Origin of the sequence: Roseibium album, from assembly GCF_001404515.1 — a bacterium.
GTDB lineage: Bacteria > Pseudomonadota > Alphaproteobacteria > Rhizobiales > Stappiaceae > Roseibium > Roseibium album.
The window spans coordinates 157,677-173,936 of the sequence record NZ_CXWE01000004.1 but is presented as its reverse complement, the minus strand read 5'-3'; the positions used below and the strand labels follow the sequence as shown (position 1 = coordinate 173,936).

The window sequence follows — 16,260 nt, the reverse complement described above, 5'->3', positions numbered from 1 at the left end:
GCGGTTCATTTTTTTCTTGACGAATGTTTACATAAACATAATAGATATATCAATGTGTGTTTACGTAAACACATTGGAGTTGCAGGCAAGCAATTCGGCCTTTTGGTCATTCAGGGAGGATATGATGAAGAACTTGCTTTTGAGCGCGACCATGTTGGTGGCAAGCGCAGGTGTGGCATTTGGAGACACCTATCGGCCAGAGTGCTTTGTTCCGGCGCCCGAGACGTCCACGATCTCATATGATGCGAAGGACGGCCCTTACAAACTAGCGTTTGTGAACGGCTTTGCGGGCAACGACTGGCGCATCCAGGCAATTCAGTCCGCGAAGGCATGGGCTGCACGCCCAGAGAATGCAGGCAAGGTCGATACGTTCTCCATTGTGTCGGTTGGAAACGACAGTGCAGCCCAGATTGCGGCAATCGACAATTTCATTGCCGCAGGTTATGACGCGATAACCTTCATCGCGGTCAATCCGACGGCATTCGAGCCGGTCATCCGGCGTGCCGAGCGCGCCGGTACTATTCTTGTTCCCTTCGATAATGTTCTCGACACCGACAAAGTCGTCCAGGTCAACGAAAGCCAGAAGGAACTTGGCGCGTTGAAGGCGCAGACAGTGATGGATATTTTGGGCGGCAACGCCAAAAAGGTCCTGATGGTCAACGGATTGCCTGGCAACGCGACAGATCGTGACCGCCGCCTGGGCATGATGAGCGTGCTGGAACAGGTTGACGGACTGGAAATCGTTGAAGTCGTCGGAAACTGGGACACTGGCACCAGCCAGAAAGTGGTGGGTGACGCCCTTGCCACACATGGTGAGTTCGACGCGGTTGTGTCGCAGCACGGTTCGGCGGGAACGATCAATGCCATGCAGTCGGCAGGGCATCCAATTGTGCCCATGGGTGTCGATGGTGAAAACGGTGTTCGCATTCTGATGGATGAACTCGACATACCGGGTGTCTCGGCCAGCCAGGCACCTGCAATGTCTGCGATTGCACTTGAAGCGGCCGTCGCCTTGCTTGAAGGCAATGAGTTGCCACAAACCATTTACCTGCCAATTCCGCAGGTCAAGGCTGAAGGCCTGGAGGCCGGGGTGAATTACTTCCCCGATCTTCCGAAGTCCTTCAACACGGGCACAGGCTTTGCCGAATGCTTTGCACCCTTTACGCCTGAGGAAATCACAGGCCAGGATCCAGACAACACATAATACCAACAGTCCGGCGGCGTTTTCAAAATGCCGCCGGAAAAAAGTGGAAACGCCCGATGAACCAACATGATGTGCCCCTGTTGCAAATGCGGGACATTTCAATGCACTTTGGCGCGACCAAAGCACTTGAAGACGTCGACTTCGCGTGCAGATCGCACGAGATCCACGCTGTTCTAGGTGAAAACGGTGCCGGCAAGTCAACGCTCATGAAGCTGATCGCCGGCGTTCTTCAGCCGACCGGCGGGCGGATAATTCTGGACGATACGGACGTCAAGCTTGCAACACCGCGCACCGCTCAGGATCTCGGACTGGTTTGCATGTTTCAGGAACTTTCCCTGGTGCCTGACCTGACTGTGCGAGAGAACCTGCTTCTTGGCGCACCCGGCAGCGGTCTTGGATGGCTCAGGTCGGAAGCATTGGCAAAGGCACAGGATGTACTGACTCGCATCGATGGCGGGCACATCAAGATGTCCACGCGGGTCTCCGATCTTTCGCTGCCGTCGCGCCAGCAGGTCGAGATCGCCAAGGCGCTGATGCGTGCTCCAAGACTTCTTATTCTTGACGAAGCGACATCCGCTCTCAATGCCTCGGTGGTGGCCAAGGTCTTTGACCTGATCCGTGCGGAAAGGGATCAGGGCACGAGTGTCTTGTTCATCTCGCACAGGTTTCACGAAATCGAAGCTTTGGCCGACAGGATTTCAGTCTTCCGCAATGGCAGCCGCGTCGCCACCTTTGACCAGGGCGCACATTCCTACGATGAGATTATCAACATGATGGTAGGGCAGAAGATCGGGGAGTTGTTTCCGCCCAAGCCACCGGTCTCAGCGACCGGAAAGGAAGTCCTGAAGGTTGAAAACTTTTCATGGGAGGGACGCTTTGCTGACGTTAGCCTGAGCGTACGCGAAGGCCAGATCGTGGGACTCGGTGGCCTGGACGGACAGGGGCAGGGGGCTTTTCTGATGGGTCTCTTCGGCCTGTTGCGGCGTGCTGAAGGAAGAATATCGGTCTCGGGAAAACCTGTTTCGTACTCAAGTCCGAAGGCGGCCAAGCAGCCTGACATTGCTCTGGCGTTCATTCCCGAAGATCGCAAAACCGAGGGTCTGATCCAGGAGCAGAGCATCTTGGAAAACCTGCAACTCGCCGCACTCGGACTTAAGGACCTCGATGCGTCCGATCCAGAGCTTTACACGAGCACTCTCGACCGGCTTGAACTGAAGCATGGCGGCCTGGAGCTGCCGGTGTCGTCACTGTCGGGTGGTAACCAGCAGAAGGTTGTTCTGGCGAAATGGCTTGCGATCAAGCCACGCTGCCTTTTGCTTGCAGATCCGACCCGCGGCATAGACGTGAAGACCAAGACCCAGATCTACCAGATGCTGCGTCGCCTTGCCGATGAAGGCACAGCCATTTTGCTCCTCAGCACGGACTACGAAGAACTGATCCAACTGTGCGATGAAACCCATATCTTCTATGCCGGTCGTCTGGCGGCTTCCATGAGTGGAGACAACATGACCGCGCAGAACATCATTGCCGCATCACTGAACGTCACTGAAGAACGCAAGGTGGTTCATGCTTGATTACATTCGCTCAAACAGGCGCGAAGTCATTGCCGCAATTGTCTTGCTGGTGCTTCTTTCTCTTTATCTGGGAACGCACCCGCGCGGGGCATCCACCTACGTTTTGACAATTTGGGCCAACCAATGTCTCATCCTCGGTCTGGCGGCCATCGCACAGTTCTTTGCCGTTGTTGTGCGCGGTATCGACTTGTCTGTCGGTGCCGTCATGGCCCTGACCAACACCCTGGCGTCACACTTGCTGGACGGCTCGGCTATCGGGATCGGTTTCGGCATTGTCGCCGTCTTGGCCGCCGGCGCGGCCTGCGGCCTCGTGAATGGGCTCGTTGTTGTCTACGGCCGCATTCAACCGATCGTCGTTACGTTGGCGACGGCGTCGATTTTCATTGGTGTCGCGCTGATGCTTCGGCCGACCCCGGGCGGTGCGATCAACTACGATCTTGCGGACGCGGTGACGCTGGATGTTTTCGGCGTGCCGACGGCGCTGGTTCTCTCCGGCTTGCTGATCTTCGCGTTCTGGATACCGTTCCGGCGAACAGGACTGGGGTTGGGACTTTATGCGTTGGGATCTTCCGAGCAGGCAGCTTTCCAGTCGGGCATGGACACACGGCTGATCCGCATCGCCGCATTCACGCTGGCCGGTCTTTTCGGCGGGGTGGCCGGCCTGTACTACAGCTTCGTTACCACCACCGGAGATGCCGGAATAGCGGCGAATTTCACGTTGAATTCAATCGCGGCGGTTGTTCTGGGCGGCGTTCTGCTTCGTGGCGGCGTCGGGTCGCTCGTCGGTGCAATGGCCGGGGCCTTCATTCTCAAGACCATCGCTTCGCTCATGTTCTTTTCAGGCATTCCCTCGCTTGCGCAACCCCTGTTTGAAGGCCTGATCCTGGCAGCTGCAATCGCAGTGGGTGGCGCAGACGTGCTGCGGGCACGCAACAGACTTGAGGTGTTCGGCCGATGAACCGCGCAATCACACCTGACAGTCTGATGCCGTATATCGGCACCGCCTTGCTCATAATCGCGGGAAGCTTCTTCTTCCCGCAAATCCTGACCTTCGACTATCTGACACAGCAGCTTCAGATCGCGGCATTTCTTGGTCTTCTGGCAACGGGAGCAACGATTGTCATTCTGTTGGGCCACATCGATCTCTCGGTGCCCTGGGTCCTGACCGGTGCCGCCATTCTGTCGACGGCGTTGGTCGGTTCCGGTGATCCGCTGCTGACGGCTCTGGCTGTCCCTGCCGCGCTGGCGTTCGGAGCCCTGATCGGCATCGTGAATGGAATTGGAGTCGCGGTCCTCCGTATTCCCTCAATGGTATGGACGCTTGCCATCAATTCGATCCTGTTGGGGCTCGCGGTTCTCAACACTGGTGGGTTCAACCCGAAAGGGGAAGCGAGTCCGCTCATGGTTTCCATGGCATCAGGACGTGTTCTCGGCCTGCCCATGAGCTTTCTTATCTGGATGGCTGTCTGCGCCGTTATCACGCTGTTTTTGACCAGGACGCCATTTGGACGCTATTTGCGGTCGATCGGTTACAACGAGAAGGCAACGTTTCTGTCTGGTGTCTCTACACCAAGTGTTGTCTTTGCCGCATTTGCGCTGGCGGGCATGTGTTCCGCGATGGGCGGCGTATTGCTGGCCGGTTATGCAAACCAAGCCTACCAGTCCATGGGAGATCCGTTTCTCCTGCCGACCATTGCGGCAGTCGTTATCGGGGGAACATCCATTCTGGGGGGACGGGGCGGACTGTTCGGAACTGTCGGCGGTGCCCTGTTTATCACGCTTCTGACCTCGATACTCTCTGTGATGCAGATCGGCGACGCCTGGAAAAGCATTGTTTTCGGTGTCATCATTCTTGCTATGCTTTTGTTCCAGACCATGCGGAAAGGAGCACACGCATGACGCCCCGCTACATAACGGTTGATCCGCTCTTTGAAGAATTCGTCGATACGTCGATTGCTCCCGAAGTCATCGCCAGGGATTGTATCTGGACGGAAGGCCCGGTCTGGTTGAACGGCGGGCTGTTCTTCAACGACATTCCCAACAAGCGGATGTTGCGGTGGAGCGAACGGGATGGAGTGTCGATCGCACTCATCAACAGTGAGTTCGCAAATGGCAACACGCTTGATCTGTCAGGCAGGATGGTGTCCTGCGAGCATGGCGGGCGACGGGTTGTCCGGCGGCAAGATCCGTTTGACTTGACCGCTGTGGAGACAATCGTCGACAAATTCGAAGGCAAACGATTGAATTCCCCCAACGATGTCGTGGTCCGCTCGGACGGATCGGTCTGGTTTACCGATCCACCCTACGGCATCAACTCCGACGTTGAAGGTTACCTGGCTGAGAGTGAACTTGACGGTTGCTATGTCTACAGCGTGTCGGTGGACGGGGAAATACGTGCTGTCGCAACGGATTTCGACAAGCCGAATGGCCTGGCTTTTTCGCCGGATGAGACCAAACTCTACATTGCCGATTCCGGTGCCATTCGCGGTGCAAGCTTTCCCGGCATTGACTACAACCTTCCCCACCATATCAGGGTTTTCGAAGTCGATGGCACAACGTTGAAAAACGGACGTGTTTTTGCCGTCGTTGCACCCGGCATTCCTGACGGATTTCGCGTTGACCAACAGGGCTATGTCTGGACCTCGGCTCTTGACGGTATTCACTGCCTTTCGCCGGAAGGAGCTCTTGTCGGCAAGATCTTGCTGCCTGCACAGACTTCCAATGTCTGTTTCGGTGGGGAAAGCGGAAAGACGATGTTCATTACGTCCTCCGACAAGGTCTACCGGGTTCATAGTAACTGCAGGGATGCCGCTCAAGCGTTTCGCGAAACAAAGGGGGGAGCCGAATGACCGGCCCTGTGAAAATTGCCGTCGTCGGTCTCGGGTCCATGGGATTTGGTATGGCGCAGTCATGCATTCGCAGCGGCTACGAAGTTTTCGGGGAGGACATCGTTTCCGAGCGCATGGATTGTTTCCGGAGAGAGGGCGGTGCGGACGATGCGGTCGAAACGGTAGCCGCCATGCTCGATGTGGTCGTGGCCGTTGTGCTCAACGCCGAGCAGATCGAGACCATCCTGTTTGGAGACGCTGGTCTTGTTCCTAAACTCAGGCCGGGAGCTGTGGTGGTGGCATGCGCGACCGTGCCTCCGGAATTTGCCAGGACGATGGAGGCGCGTTGCCAGTCGCATGGCGTTCATTATCTCGATGCACCTGTGTCTGGTGGATCAGTGAAGGCAGGAGAGGGTAAACTCTCAATAATGGCCGCCGGGACACCCGAAGCCTTTGCGGCTGCCAAGCCGGTTCTGGATGCCACTGCAGAAACCGTTTTCCAACTGGGAGACAGGGCTGGTGCGGGATCGGCGATGAAAGCGGTCAATCAGCTTCTTGCGGGTGTGCACATCGCGGCAATGGCAGAAGCAATGACGTTCGGCATGACGCAGGGCATCAACCCGCAGAAGTTCATCGACGTCATCAGCAGATGTGCCGGAACGAGCTGGATGCTTGAAAACCGTGCTCCACATGTTGCTGCCGGGGACTACACGCCGCACAGCCAGGTTGTCATCTGGCCGAAGGACCTTGGCATTGTTCTGGAAACAGCAAAAAAGTCCGGTCTGGAAACGCCGATTACGGAAGCGGCCCTTCGTCAGTACACCACCGCGGTTGAAATGGGGCTGGGTCACGAGGACGATGCCGCCGTCACAAAGGTATATGCCCGCAGCGCCGGTTTGCAGCTACCGGGGGAAAGCTGATGCGGCTGGGGTGCATAGGAGACGACTTTACAGGGTCAAGCGATCTGGCCAATACGCTGGCAAAACAGGGTATGCGCGTAACGCAGTATTCCGGTACGCCGGGTTTCGATGCGGCCCGAACCGTTGATGCCGGGGTCGTAGCGCTCAAAAGCCGATCGGTCGATCCCAGGGAAGCCGTTTCATTATCGCTTGAAGCACTGGATTGGTTGAAAACCCAAGGGTGCGAGCAGTTTTTCTTCAAATACTGCTCGACTTTCGATTCCACGCCTATAGGGAACATCGGCCCCGTGGCAGAAGCGCTCGCAGATGCCCTTGGCGCCAAGAAAGTCATTGTCTGTCCGGCATTTCCAGGAACCGGCCGTTCTGTCTATCAGGGGCATCTGTTCGTCAAGGGCTCTCTGTTGAGCGAATCCGGCATGGAGTCGCATCCGCTCACGCCGATGACCGACTCAGACATTCGGCGTTGGTTGGCACGGCAGACCAATCTTGGCGTTGGGCATGTGGCCGCGAGCTCTGTGTTTGATGGTGTGGACGCAATTCGAGAGGCCCTTGATAAGGAGCAATCCAACGGAAAGCGGCTGATTGTGATCGATGCCATCAGAGACGAGGACCTGCTTGCGATCGGGCGGGCAGCACGGGGATTGCCGCTTGTCACGGGAGGGTCCGGTGTTGCCCTTGGTTTGCCGGCAAATTTTGGTTGCACGCCCTCCAGGGTCCCCTGGACTGGGCAACAAGGCAGAGCCGTTATCTTGTCCGGTTCATGCTCCAGCGCGACACGCAGGCAAGTCGCCGTTCATAGCGCCCGTTATCCAGCATTTGAGATTGAGGCCGCCGACGTTGTGGAAGGCCGCCTGGTGCCGGCTGTGGCAGCCGAGTGGCTTCTCAACACCGCGGGCCTCCCTCTGGTTCATAGTTCCGCAGATCCGGCCGAAGTTGCGAAAGTGCAGGCAAAACATGGCCGGGAGCGGACGGCAAATGCCTTGGAGAACTTTTTTGCGGAAACCGCGCGGCGTGCACACGAAGGTGGTGTGACCCGGATCATCACCGCTGGCGGCGAAACATCCGGAGCTGTCGTTGAAGGTCTTGGATTGGAAACGCTGGAAATCGGTCCGGAAATCGATCCAGGTGTTCCGGCGCTCAGAGCTGGCCCAGACCTTGTCGTCGCATTGAAATCCGGAAATTTCGGAGCCGATGATTTTTTCGAAAAAGCAGACCGGGTTCTTCAAGGATGAACGAAGCGGCCTTACGGGACCAGATCTGTCTGCTTGCACGGTCGCTTTTCGAACGCGGGCTAACGCATGGGTCTACGGGCAACATTTCGGCCCGCACGGAAGACGGAGGGCTTCTGGTCTCGCCGACAGGCACGAGTTTCGGGCGTCTTGACCCGGGCAGGCTCAGTAAGTTCGATCACCAGGGACAACATGTCGGAGGCGACAAGCCGACGAAGGAAATGCCATTGCATAAGGCGTTCTACGACACCCGTTCAACGGCGGGTGCCGTTGTTCATCTGCATTCGTGTCATTCGGTGGCTCTTTCCATGCTTCCGGACGTCGACCCTGACAGCTTTCTGCCGCCCTTGACGGCATATGGCATCATGCTGCTTGGAAAGGTGAAGCTTTTGCCGGTTTTTGTGCCGGGAGACCCGGCAATGGGAACAGCCATCCGAGGACTGGAAGGCAAAAGAAGTGCGGTGATGCTGGCCAATCATGGCCCCGTTGTCGCCGGCAAGGATGTTGAAGCTGCCTGCAACGCAATCGAAGAACTTGAGGCAACCGCACGTTTGGCACTCTTGCTCCGTGGCTCGGGCGTTCTGGAACTCAATACAGAACAGGTTCAGGCAGTTGTCTCAAAGTTCGATGTGGAGTGGGATGATTGACCAGGTTTTCCGCCAATCTCGGGTTCTTGTGGAATGATCTGCCTCTGCCCGAAGCGATCAGGGCAGCCAAGGATTCCGGCTTCCATGCCGTTGAGTGCCATTGGCCATATGAAACAGATGCATCAGAGATAAAGGCTGCGCTCGAGGACACCGGTCTGACCATGCTTGGACTGAACACGTTGCGCGGTGATGTTTCTGCTGGAGAAAACGGCTTGTCGGCGCTTCCGGGCCGTCAGGCCGAAGCACGCGCAGCAATAGATCTGGCTATCGAATACGCCGACGCTGTCGATGCGGCGGCCATCCATGTGATGGCGGGAAAGGCGACAGGCCCAAAGGCGCACGCGGTCTTTCTCGAAAATCTGGCATATGCAGCCGATCGAACCCGGCGGATCATTCTGATTGAACCGCTCAACCGACATGATGCACCCGGCTACTTCCTCGAGACGACGACGCAGGCAAGCGGCATTATTGCCGAGCTCGCGATTTCGAACCTCAAACTCATGTTTGACTGCTACCATGTTGGTCGTTCAGAGGGCGATGTCATAACCCGCCTGACAGACCTTTTTTTGATTGTAGGCCACATTCAAATCGCTTCCGTTCCTTACCGGAGGCAGCCAGACCATGGTGAACTGCACTACCCGTCGATTTTTTCGGCAATTTCTGAACTGGGATGGCGACGCCCGATTGGGGCAGAATACAAACCTGATGGCCCGACCGAGGGCAGTCTCGGTTGGATGCATCAATACACACGGTAGTTTATGTGTTGCCGGAACCATTCCGCGAATGGGGTTCACAGGTAGTGTTTTGAGGGACACCGGACCATTTGGGTCAGGCGTTCAGCAGATGCTACCAATTGATGCCGAAATCGGGTGAGTGCTTTGTATCCACCGGCTTTGGAAAGCCTGGCTGGCGGTTGGTTCTGCGGCAACTCTTCCAGGAAGGCCTGGACGACACTTCTCCCGGTACGTTGTCGCGTTGCAGCTGTGCATGACGATGACGGCTGGTGATGTCACCGACACTGGAATTGGTCCTTGAAGCCTTTGGCTGCGATCAGGTAGCCGTTCGGCGCAAACCCCGCCTGCAGTTCGACAATTGTGCGAGTTGCATCTCTGGTGAACTTGCTGACTGGCTCGGCGACCAAGGCATGGATCATGTTCGTGGTGCGCCCTGACATTGGCAAAAACAGGGAAAAATTGAACGCTGGCATTAAACCTTGAAAAACCTCATCTTCTTGGAAAACAAATTCTTGCCGGGGGATCTTGACGCCAGCATCGAACGCTTTGTCAGCCACTACGATCATCACTGAAATCTGCTGGCCGGCAGGCGTTGCCTGCAACGCCGAGAGGCACAAGAGCCTCGGCGACCTGACACCTGCCGATGTCTGCTTCGGGCGTGGTGAAACTATCTTGCTCGAGCGTGAAACATTCAAACGAAACACTATCAATCAATGGCATTGGCAATACCGCAATCAGGCCGCAAAAATTTGGTCAACAAGATGAGCCGATCTCTCCGGAAAACCACACGGCCATCTGTTCCGATTACCGTGATGACGGACTGTGTCAGGGTTCATGTGAGGGCGCGTTGCATCAGCCAAGCGGCAGTTTTGCATCTAGACCAGATGTGTCCTGGATGCTTTAGTCGAACCTCATGCCTGAGCCCGCCGAAAGAAAAAATTGACTGAAATTACCGATGACAATGTGCACTTCGACATTAGACAGTCCGTTCGAGGACGAAACATCGCAAGGCTCATTATTGCGCCCCTAATTTCATTTGGACTAATTGGGTTTGGGACGTGGCTGTTACCAGAGGGAACAGTCCTTGAGCTACATATTGAAGCTGTAGAGACGTGGAATGTGTGGTCCTTTTTGGGTTTCATATGCATCGGTGGCGGGATTTATTGCCTGTTGAAGGAGGCAGTGTTTGCGGCGCGCGCGTACTCCACCACGGGTGAGTGGCATTTCCGTCTCACAGATCGTGACCTCTTATGGCATGTCCCAGATCACGCCCATGGGAAAGAAGAAGGATTTGAAGCTCCGCTGGAGGAAATCAAGCAGATAGAGTTCAGGACCATTCAAAAGCACGAAGATATTGATAAACGTGAATACTGGATCCATTTCCATTTTCGAGACTCAGTCAAGCTTCAATCATATTCAGGCATCAGTCTCTCGTGGCTCGTCGAGAAAATCAGCGCGACAGGAGTGCCCTACGAGGAAACATCTGAAAATTTCTAGGTGTCGTCTGCGGAAGATGCCGCATACAATGCGCTTGTTCCGGGGCAAAACCGGTTAACAGCCGTTCCCACAGATGTTTCCCATGTCGGAAAGTCCGCATTGCGGTTGTTGGTGCAGCGCGCGGCTTAAGCCGGCTCCGGGTTCAGCGCTGACATTCATTGCGCCTCTCGAAAATGTCGGGAGCAGGCCGTGAGAGCTAAATATCGTGCGCGACCGAACGGAAATCAGTGCAAAAAATCGGAACAAAATCTCACACGTGTGAGGTGGAAGATACCTTGAGGCTCACATGTCCTCATCCGAGAAACGAAGATTTCAACGATTTCAAGGGGATAACTGGTGCCGGCAGCAGGATTCGAACCCGCGACCCCGAGATTACAAATCACGTGCTCTACCAACTGAGCTATACCGGCGCCGGGGATGGCTTCTACCAGATTGCACGCGCTTGTCCATGCCAGATGCGAAAAAATTGGTGATACGGACAAAAATTATGTCCAACCCTTTCTAAACGCACCTGAATTCGCCAGAGCGCTGTGGATAATGTCGCGTCCCGGGATGGGCGGAAAGTCGGTCAAGCCACAAGCAAATCGCAATACCTGGCGGACGTTTTCCGCGTTGTTCGTGTCGTCATTATCGACCCGACTGCCGTCCCGGGCATGACGGGACCCTCGATTCATTTTCGGGAAACCCCGGCTCAGGGCGAGCGACCTAGAAGGCCGAGGGCTTGGGAAATTTGCCGAAAGGTCAGGACGCCAAATGAGCGCGCAGCCTGTCGAGACAGGACGGCAGCACATGAAATGGTCCGGCTGTTGAAACCGTCCCTTGCGAGACGATGGGCCAGCAAACCATGAGGTCTTGCGAATGCTTTGTCTCCAGCGGCAGGGAAACAGTCTGGAACAGGCGATCAGAGGGCGATAATAAGAAGGGCCGCAGTTTTCCGCAGGACCGATTCTCTTCGTTCCGGTTTTCCTTTCAGATTGTCGTCATGTCGCCCTCAGCCCGTATTTGCCTGATCTTCTTTTTGCAGCCGATCGCGCTTGGCGCCTGGTTGCCCCATATTCCGGGCGTTCAAACATCGCTCGGGTTGACCAACAGTGAGCTCGCTATTGCCCTGGTTGGTGCACCGCTCGGAACGCTCTCAACGTTGATTTTTGCGGGTAGGCTTGCCACGCGGATGGGCGCACGCCGTATTATTCAGCTGTTCTACCCGGTCTTTCTGACCGTGATGCTTTTGCCCTTTCTGGCGACGTCGCAGTGGATGCTCATGGCGGTGCTTGCGTGCGTCGGCAGCTCCATGTCCATCCTGGAGCTCGGTCTGAATGTCCTGGCGGACGAGCATGAAAAACGGACCGGCGACAAGATCATGAGCAAGGTGCACGGGTTCTGGAGTTTCGGTCTTCTTGCGGGAACCCTGATCGGCGCGGGTGTCGCCGGTCTGGGAATTGAACCGGTGTTTGCCGGTCTCGGTATTGCCCTGGTCGTTCAATCGGCTGTTTTGCCGGTGACGGGGAAATTGCCCAAGGAGAGCAAAGACACGCAACCTTCCGCCAAGTCACAGGCGTTTCAGTTGCCGCACCCGCTGCTGATCGGAATATGCGTGTTCACGTTCGGCACGACCCTGGTCGAAGGGGCAATTGCTGATTGGGCGGCCGTTTTTCTGCGCGATACATTTGCCGCAAACCCGGGTATGGCCGGCCTGGGGGTCGCCGTTTTCTCGCTGTGCGTCGCCACAACGCGGCTTTTCGGGGACCGGCTGCGGCAGGTCGCGGCACCCGGTCGCCTCGGGCAATTGCTGGCTCTGACGGGGTTGATCGGGGTGGCAGGCATCTGGTTTTCTCCCGGCACCGGGTCGGCGTTGCTGGCACTAGGTGTCCTGGGGATCGGGGCGGCGCTGGCATTTCCGCTTGGTGTCACGGCAGCCGCGGCGGCTCCCGGACGCAGTGCTGCCTCCAATGTTGCGGTTCTTTCCTTTATCGCGCTCCTGGGCTTTCTGGTCGGGCCGTTGGCCATCGGTGCCCTGGCAGATGCCTACGGGATCAGGACCGGCTTGATGATCCTTCTGCCGATGATCGGTGTCAGCCTGATACTGGCGCCGCTCCTGACGGTCGCACAACGGCGCGAGTGACCCGAACGTTTTCCGGTTGCAGGAATCGTGAACCGGATCGGGTCAAAGACCCATCTTCATGCGCGCAACATAAAGAGACAGCACGGCTGCGTTGGAGACGTTCAGCGAGCGGATTTCGCCGGGCATGTCGAGCCGCGCCAGCAGTCCACAGGCCTCGCGCACACCGTGGCGCACGCCTTTGCCCTCCGAGCCGAGAACAAGAACGGTCTTGTCGGTAAAGGCGGTCTCTTCAAGGCTGGCCGGACCGTCGCTGTCGAGCGCGATGCAGCCGAAGCCTTTCTCCTTCATCTCGGCAACGAACCTTGCCATGTTCTTCACCCGAACATGCTTGATCATGTCGAGTGCACCCGAGGCGGATTTTGCCAGCACCGGGCCTTCTTCGGGAGCGTGCCGCTCGGTGGTGACGACAGCATCGGCGTCAAGGGCAACGGCAGAGCGCAGGATCGCGCCGACATTATGCGGATCGGTGACTTGATCAAGAGCGAGAACAAGCCGCGCTCCCTTCAGATGCTCGGCACCATAGGCGGGCAGGGGATCGGCCTCCAGGATCATGCCCTGGTGCACAGCGTCCTTGGTGACCATCCTGTCGAGCGCACGCGGCATCATCGTTTCCACCGGCACGTCGATTGTAACACCGCGCTCCACGAGCCGGTTTTGCGCATTTTCAGTGGCGAAGAGCTTCAGCCGCTTGCGGTCGGCGTTGGCAAAGGCCGCTTCGACCGTGTGCAGGCCATAAAGAAGGACCGGCCCTTCCGGTGGCAGACCGGGGCGGCGCGGGGCGGGTTTTCCGCCGGTTTTCTTTTTTTTAAAAGGCTTCTGGCCCGGACGCTGTCCAGGACGGCCTGATTTGGGGTTTTCCGTCATGGCGATTGCTGTAGCGGCAAACGCAGCGGAGGGGAAGGCCAAGTTGGGTCTCGATATGGCTCTCCGGTACATCTTGAATGAGAGCCGATGACCAAATTGGGCGTACTTCAGTGCTCGATCTCGCTTGCCTCATTCCTCTGGAGAGCTCGACCAGCAGCACATAAAAGACACATAGGAATGAATGCGGAAACCATCACGATCCCTGAGTACCAGGAAATGTTGAAGATTAGCGGCCAGACTTCCTTGCATTCACCATGACTGCAAACGAAGTATTCGCCATGTCTCATGTAGCCATTAAGTGCGTCGCCACCAATCAGGATGGTAAAAACTAAAAAAAGAAGAAGCTAGGGATCGCCACTATTGAGAGCATAAAACCAAGAAGCTCTAAAAAATCGCCGATCTTTTTCTTCATAAATTGTCCAGGCTAGAGTAATTGCAAGTCGTTTTCACCTTAACGCCATTTGTCCATAAGGCCAAATGTGGGGCTCTGCTTTGCTCGGGCGATGAAGAGCAGTTACGAGTATTGCAGTCCGTCAAGGCGAAGTGCAGCGGATCTTTTTCGATCAACTAAGCGGTGGTCCTTTTGGGAAAGTCAGCCGTCGCAGAAGCAGATCATGTCCTAGAAAACAGCAAAGCATCGCGAAGAAAGCTGAGAACGTGAATGTGTGGACGTACCAAGATATGTGGTAAAATACGGGCCAAACTTCACTGCATCCTTCTCGACCGCATACGAAGTAGCGCTCATCAATCACGGCGCCACCAATTGCACTGCCGTTCAAAAAGATGAAAAGCAATATGGTTGGTACAAAACCCATTGCGCCGCAAGCTGTGAACAAGACACCCAGCGACTTTAGGATCTTGGCCATTCTTTGTCGCATGAGGCTCCTCTTGGGTGTTAGTGCTGCGCAGGCGCTAGGATAAGTTGAAAATTGCGCGTGATCCAGCTCGTCAAACTGAAGCTCTTCAAGACGGCTTTAGAATCATGCAGCTGACGGTGCCGTGGGCGATCAGCTTGCCCTTGCCGTCCCGCAAATCGCCTTCCGATGTTGCCAGTCTCGAGCCGCGGTGGACGATTCGGCCCTCACAGACAACTTCGCCGCTGCCGGGATGAAGCGGGCGGACCATGTTTACATTGAGGGACGTGGTCGTATAGAACTCGCCGGGCTTCAAGGTGGTGTGGACGGCGCAGCTGAGTGCCGTGTCTATCAGGGTCGAAATCCAGCCACCGTGAACAGTTCCGAGCGGGTTGAGAAATTCTTTCGCCGGTAGCCCGGTAAAGACCGCGCGTCCTTCTTCGAATTCCTTCATTCTTATATTGGAATGAATCATGATGGGGGGTGCCGGCAGGTCACCGGCCATCATGCGTTCGAATATGTCGAGGCCGGTCATCGTAGCAAAGGCGGATTTCGGCAACGCGCCGATTTCATGGGTCTTGCCGTTTTCGGTGATGGTTTCCGTGTCGCTCATGAGATGTCCTTGAAAATGGCGTTCAGTCCCGGCGGGACGGTGAGGGGACTGCTGTCCGGTCGTTGTCTTCCAGAATGTGGACCGCCTTGCGCAGGGCTGACATGTGCGAGCGAACCGCGTCGGCACCCTCCGGCCCGAGCATGGCGCTCAGTTCCGCCTGGGCGGCCAGCCATCTTTGATGGATTTCGACGACCTTTTGCTCGCCGGCCGGCGTGAGGATCGGAAGGACCGTGCGTCCCTTCGTTTCCCGGCGGCGGATCAGGCCGGCTGCTTCCAGGGGGCGCAGATTGCGGGCGAGCGTCGACCGGTCGATGCCGAGATAGCGGGCAATCGCTGATGCGGAGGGTGCGGTGCCGTCTGCTATGACCGCCAGAAGCTGGGCCTGCGTCAATTCCAACCCGAGCGCCGCCATGTGACGATTGTAGTGCCGCGTCAGAAGGTTTGCCGTGCGCCGCGCCGCGTGGCCGAGGCAGGTGCGGCCCATGTCGGCAAAGTCGATATCGTTCAGTGCGGGTGTCATTTGTTGTAGGTACAACAACTGAATTGTGCCAGCAAGCTGAATCGCATGGATTTACCGGTGCTTGTGCACCGCATACGCGAACTTCATGGAAACCGGAGGCATTCGCGCTACCTTGGACTTGTCCACAGGTCCGCGCAGAAAAAACTTGCAAAACGCGGGAAAAATGCCGGGATTCCGTGACAATCAGCGCGCATGTCGACAATCTTGAGAAACTGGTAGCCGGGGTAATCTTAAGCGCACGAAGCGGCAGTTTCGGGCGTCTCGTTGATTTTGTTCATTTCTTTGCAAAATCGGCGTTGACAGGGCAGGTTGGCATCTGCATAACACGCGCCACGGGATTGCTCGCCCCTTTTGGATGGGCTTTCCGGTAAGCCATCCTGATCGCTTCGGCGTGAAGCAGGACGAGATGGAGGAGTGCCCGAGTGGCTAAAGGGGACGGACTGTAAATCCGTTGGCTATGCCTACGTTGGTTCGAATCCAACCTCCTCCACCATCGTTCCTGATTCTCTCGTTGTGCGGGTGTAGCTCAATGGTAGAGCAGCAGCCTTCCAAGCTGACGACGAGGGTTCGATTCCCTTCACCCGCTCCATCAAGGGGCATACCGGAATATCCGGAACGGAAGGCTCTTTCGCCCGGAAATCCTGAACATAGTTC

14 protein-coding genes, 3 tRNA genes and 1 pseudogene are annotated in these 16,260 nt (G+C 56.5%); 14 read left to right on the top strand and 4 right to left on the bottom strand.

What is annotated here, in order from left to right; all coding sequences use genetic code 11:
- The first annotated feature begins 124 nt into the window (after window positions 1-124).
- From LA5095_RS14060 to LA5095_RS14010, 11 genes and pseudogenes are all read left to right on the top strand, one after another.
- Window positions 125-1,204, top strand: coding sequence for a sugar ABC transporter substrate-binding protein (locus LA5095_RS14060; protein ID WP_159100743.1), 1,080 nt, complete (start codon window positions 125-127; stop codon window positions 1,202-1,204).
- 56 nt (window positions 1,205-1,260) lie between these two features.
- A complete protein-coding gene (locus LA5095_RS14055) occupies window positions 1,261-2,778 on the top strand; it encodes a sugar ABC transporter ATP-binding protein (RefSeq protein ID WP_055115981.1) in 1,518 nt (505 codons plus the stop codon).
- On the top strand, window positions 2,771-3,736 hold the full coding sequence (locus LA5095_RS14050; RefSeq protein ID WP_055115979.1) for an ABC transporter permease: 966 nt from the start codon (window positions 2,771-2,773) through the stop codon (window positions 3,734-3,736). Before LA5095_RS14055 ends, LA5095_RS14050 begins: the two co-directional genes overlap by 8 nt.
- Window positions 3,733-4,677: an ABC transporter permease gene (locus tag LA5095_RS14045; RefSeq protein WP_055115977.1), complete on the top strand. Its 945-nt coding sequence runs from the start codon at window positions 3,733-3,735 to the stop codon at window positions 4,675-4,677. Before LA5095_RS14050 ends, LA5095_RS14045 begins: the two co-directional genes overlap by 4 nt.
- Window positions 4,674-5,627: an SMP-30/gluconolactonase/LRE family protein gene (locus LA5095_RS14040; protein WP_055115975.1), complete on the top strand. Its 954-nt coding sequence runs from the start codon at window positions 4,674-4,676 to the stop codon at window positions 5,625-5,627. The genes LA5095_RS14045 and LA5095_RS14040 overlap by 4 nt, the downstream gene beginning before the upstream one ends.
- On the top strand, window positions 5,624-6,526 hold the full coding sequence (gene ltnD / locus LA5095_RS14035) for an L-threonate dehydrogenase (RefSeq protein ID WP_055115973.1): 903 nt from the start codon (window positions 5,624-5,626) through the stop codon (window positions 6,524-6,526). The genes LA5095_RS14040 and ltnD overlap by 4 nt, the downstream gene beginning before the upstream one ends.
- Entirely contained in the window at window positions 6,526-7,758 is a 1,233-nt protein-coding gene (gene otnK / locus LA5095_RS14030) for a 3-oxo-tetronate kinase (protein WP_055115971.1), read from the top strand. Before ltnD ends, otnK begins: the two co-directional genes overlap by 1 nt.
- Window positions 7,755-8,402 carry a 3-oxo-tetronate 4-phosphate decarboxylase gene (gene otnC / locus LA5095_RS14025; RefSeq protein WP_055115969.1) on the top strand — a complete coding sequence of 216 codons (648 nt, stop codon included), beginning with the start codon at window positions 7,755-7,757 and terminating at the stop codon, window positions 8,400-8,402. Before otnK ends, otnC begins: the two co-directional genes overlap by 4 nt.
- Window positions 8,399-9,157 (top strand): hydroxypyruvate isomerase family protein, encoded by a 759-nt coding sequence (locus LA5095_RS14020; RefSeq protein WP_055115967.1) that lies wholly within the window; start codon window positions 8,399-8,401, stop codon window positions 9,155-9,157. Before otnC ends, LA5095_RS14020 begins: the two co-directional genes overlap by 4 nt.
- 199 nt (window positions 9,158-9,356) lie before the next feature.
- Window positions 9,357-9,901, top strand: a pseudogene (locus LA5095_RS33225) (transposase family protein); the annotation flags it as partial.
- A 174-nt stretch (window positions 9,902-10,075) separates the two neighbouring features.
- Complete coding sequence (locus LA5095_RS14010; RefSeq protein ID WP_144435988.1) at window positions 10,076-10,633, top strand: hypothetical protein; 558 nt, start codon at window positions 10,076-10,078, stop codon at window positions 10,631-10,633.
- Window positions 10,634-10,967: 334 nt separating this feature from the next.
- Here the strand turns inward: LA5095_RS14010 and LA5095_RS14005 are convergent.
- A tRNA-Thr gene (locus tag LA5095_RS14005) sits at window positions 10,968-11,043 on the bottom strand.
- Window positions 11,044-11,615: 572 nt separating this feature from the next.
- Here LA5095_RS14005 and LA5095_RS14000 point away from each other — a divergent pair.
- The gene (locus LA5095_RS14000; protein ID WP_158510377.1) at window positions 11,616-12,755 is read left to right on the top strand and encodes an MFS transporter; all 1,140 of its coding nucleotides are present in this window, start codon (window positions 11,616-11,618) and stop codon (window positions 12,753-12,755) included.
- A 42-nt stretch (window positions 12,756-12,797) separates the two neighbouring features.
- Here the strand turns inward: LA5095_RS14000 and LA5095_RS13995 are convergent, their stop codons facing one another.
- The 3 genes from LA5095_RS13995 to LA5095_RS13985 all read right to left on the bottom strand — a co-directional run bounded on the left by LA5095_RS13995 (window position 12,798) and on the right by LA5095_RS13985 (window position 15,606).
- Entirely contained in the window at window positions 12,798-13,619 is an 822-nt protein-coding gene (locus LA5095_RS13995) for a TrmH family RNA methyltransferase (RefSeq protein WP_144436020.1), read from the bottom strand.
- A gap of 963 nt (window positions 13,620-14,582) precedes the next feature.
- The gene (locus LA5095_RS13990) at window positions 14,583-15,086 is read right to left on the bottom strand and encodes a PaaI family thioesterase (protein WP_055115959.1); all 504 of its coding nucleotides are present in this window, start codon (window positions 15,084-15,086) and stop codon (window positions 14,583-14,585) included.
- A 22-nt stretch (window positions 15,087-15,108) separates the two neighbouring features.
- Window positions 15,109-15,606, bottom strand: coding sequence for a MarR family winged helix-turn-helix transcriptional regulator (locus tag LA5095_RS13985; protein WP_186009631.1), 498 nt, complete (start codon window positions 15,604-15,606; stop codon window positions 15,109-15,111).
- A 408-nt stretch (window positions 15,607-16,014) separates the two neighbouring features.
- Here LA5095_RS13985 and LA5095_RS13975 point away from each other — a divergent pair.
- Window positions 16,015-16,099: transfer RNA gene (locus LA5095_RS13975), tRNA-Tyr, on the top strand.
- A gap of 22 nt (window positions 16,100-16,121) precedes the next feature.
- Window positions 16,122-16,195 (top strand) — tRNA-Gly (locus LA5095_RS13970).
- Window positions 16,196-16,260: the final 65 nt, after the last annotated feature.

Coding starts and splice junctions, on each gene's coding strand:
- LA5095_RS14060 (WP_159100743.1), top strand. CDS start 125: ATGAAGAACTTGCTTTTGAGCGCGACCATGTTGGTGGCAAGCGCAGGT.
- LA5095_RS14055 (WP_055115981.1), top strand. CDS start 1,261: ATGAACCAACATGATGTGCCCCTGTTGCAAATGCGGGACATTTCAATG.
- LA5095_RS14050 (WP_055115979.1), top strand. CDS start 2,771: ATGCTTGATTACATTCGCTCAAACAGGCGCGAAGTCATTGCCGCAATT.
- LA5095_RS14045 (WP_055115977.1), top strand. CDS start 3,733: ATGAACCGCGCAATCACACCTGACAGTCTGATGCCGTATATCGGCACC.
- LA5095_RS14040 (WP_055115975.1), top strand. CDS start 4,674: ATGACGCCCCGCTACATAACGGTTGATCCGCTCTTTGAAGAATTCGTC.
- ltnD (WP_055115973.1), top strand. CDS start 5,624: ATGACCGGCCCTGTGAAAATTGCCGTCGTCGGTCTCGGGTCCATGGGA.
- otnK (WP_055115971.1), top strand. CDS start 6,526: ATGCGGCTGGGGTGCATAGGAGACGACTTTACAGGGTCAAGCGATCTG.
- otnC (WP_055115969.1), top strand. CDS start 7,755: ATGAACGAAGCGGCCTTACGGGACCAGATCTGTCTGCTTGCACGGTCG.
- LA5095_RS14000 (WP_158510377.1), top strand. CDS start 11,616: ATGTCGCCCTCAGCCCGTATTTGCCTGATCTTCTTTTTGCAGCCGATC.
- LA5095_RS13995 (WP_144436020.1), bottom strand. CDS start 13,619: ATGACGGAAAACCCCAAATCAGGCCGTCCTGGACAGCGTCCGGGCCAG.
- LA5095_RS13990 (WP_055115959.1), bottom strand. CDS start 15,086: ATGAGCGACACGGAAACCATCACCGAAAACGGCAAGACCCATGAAATC.
- LA5095_RS13985 (WP_186009631.1), bottom strand. CDS start 15,606: ATGACACCCGCACTGAACGATATCGACTTTGCCGACATGGGCCGCACC.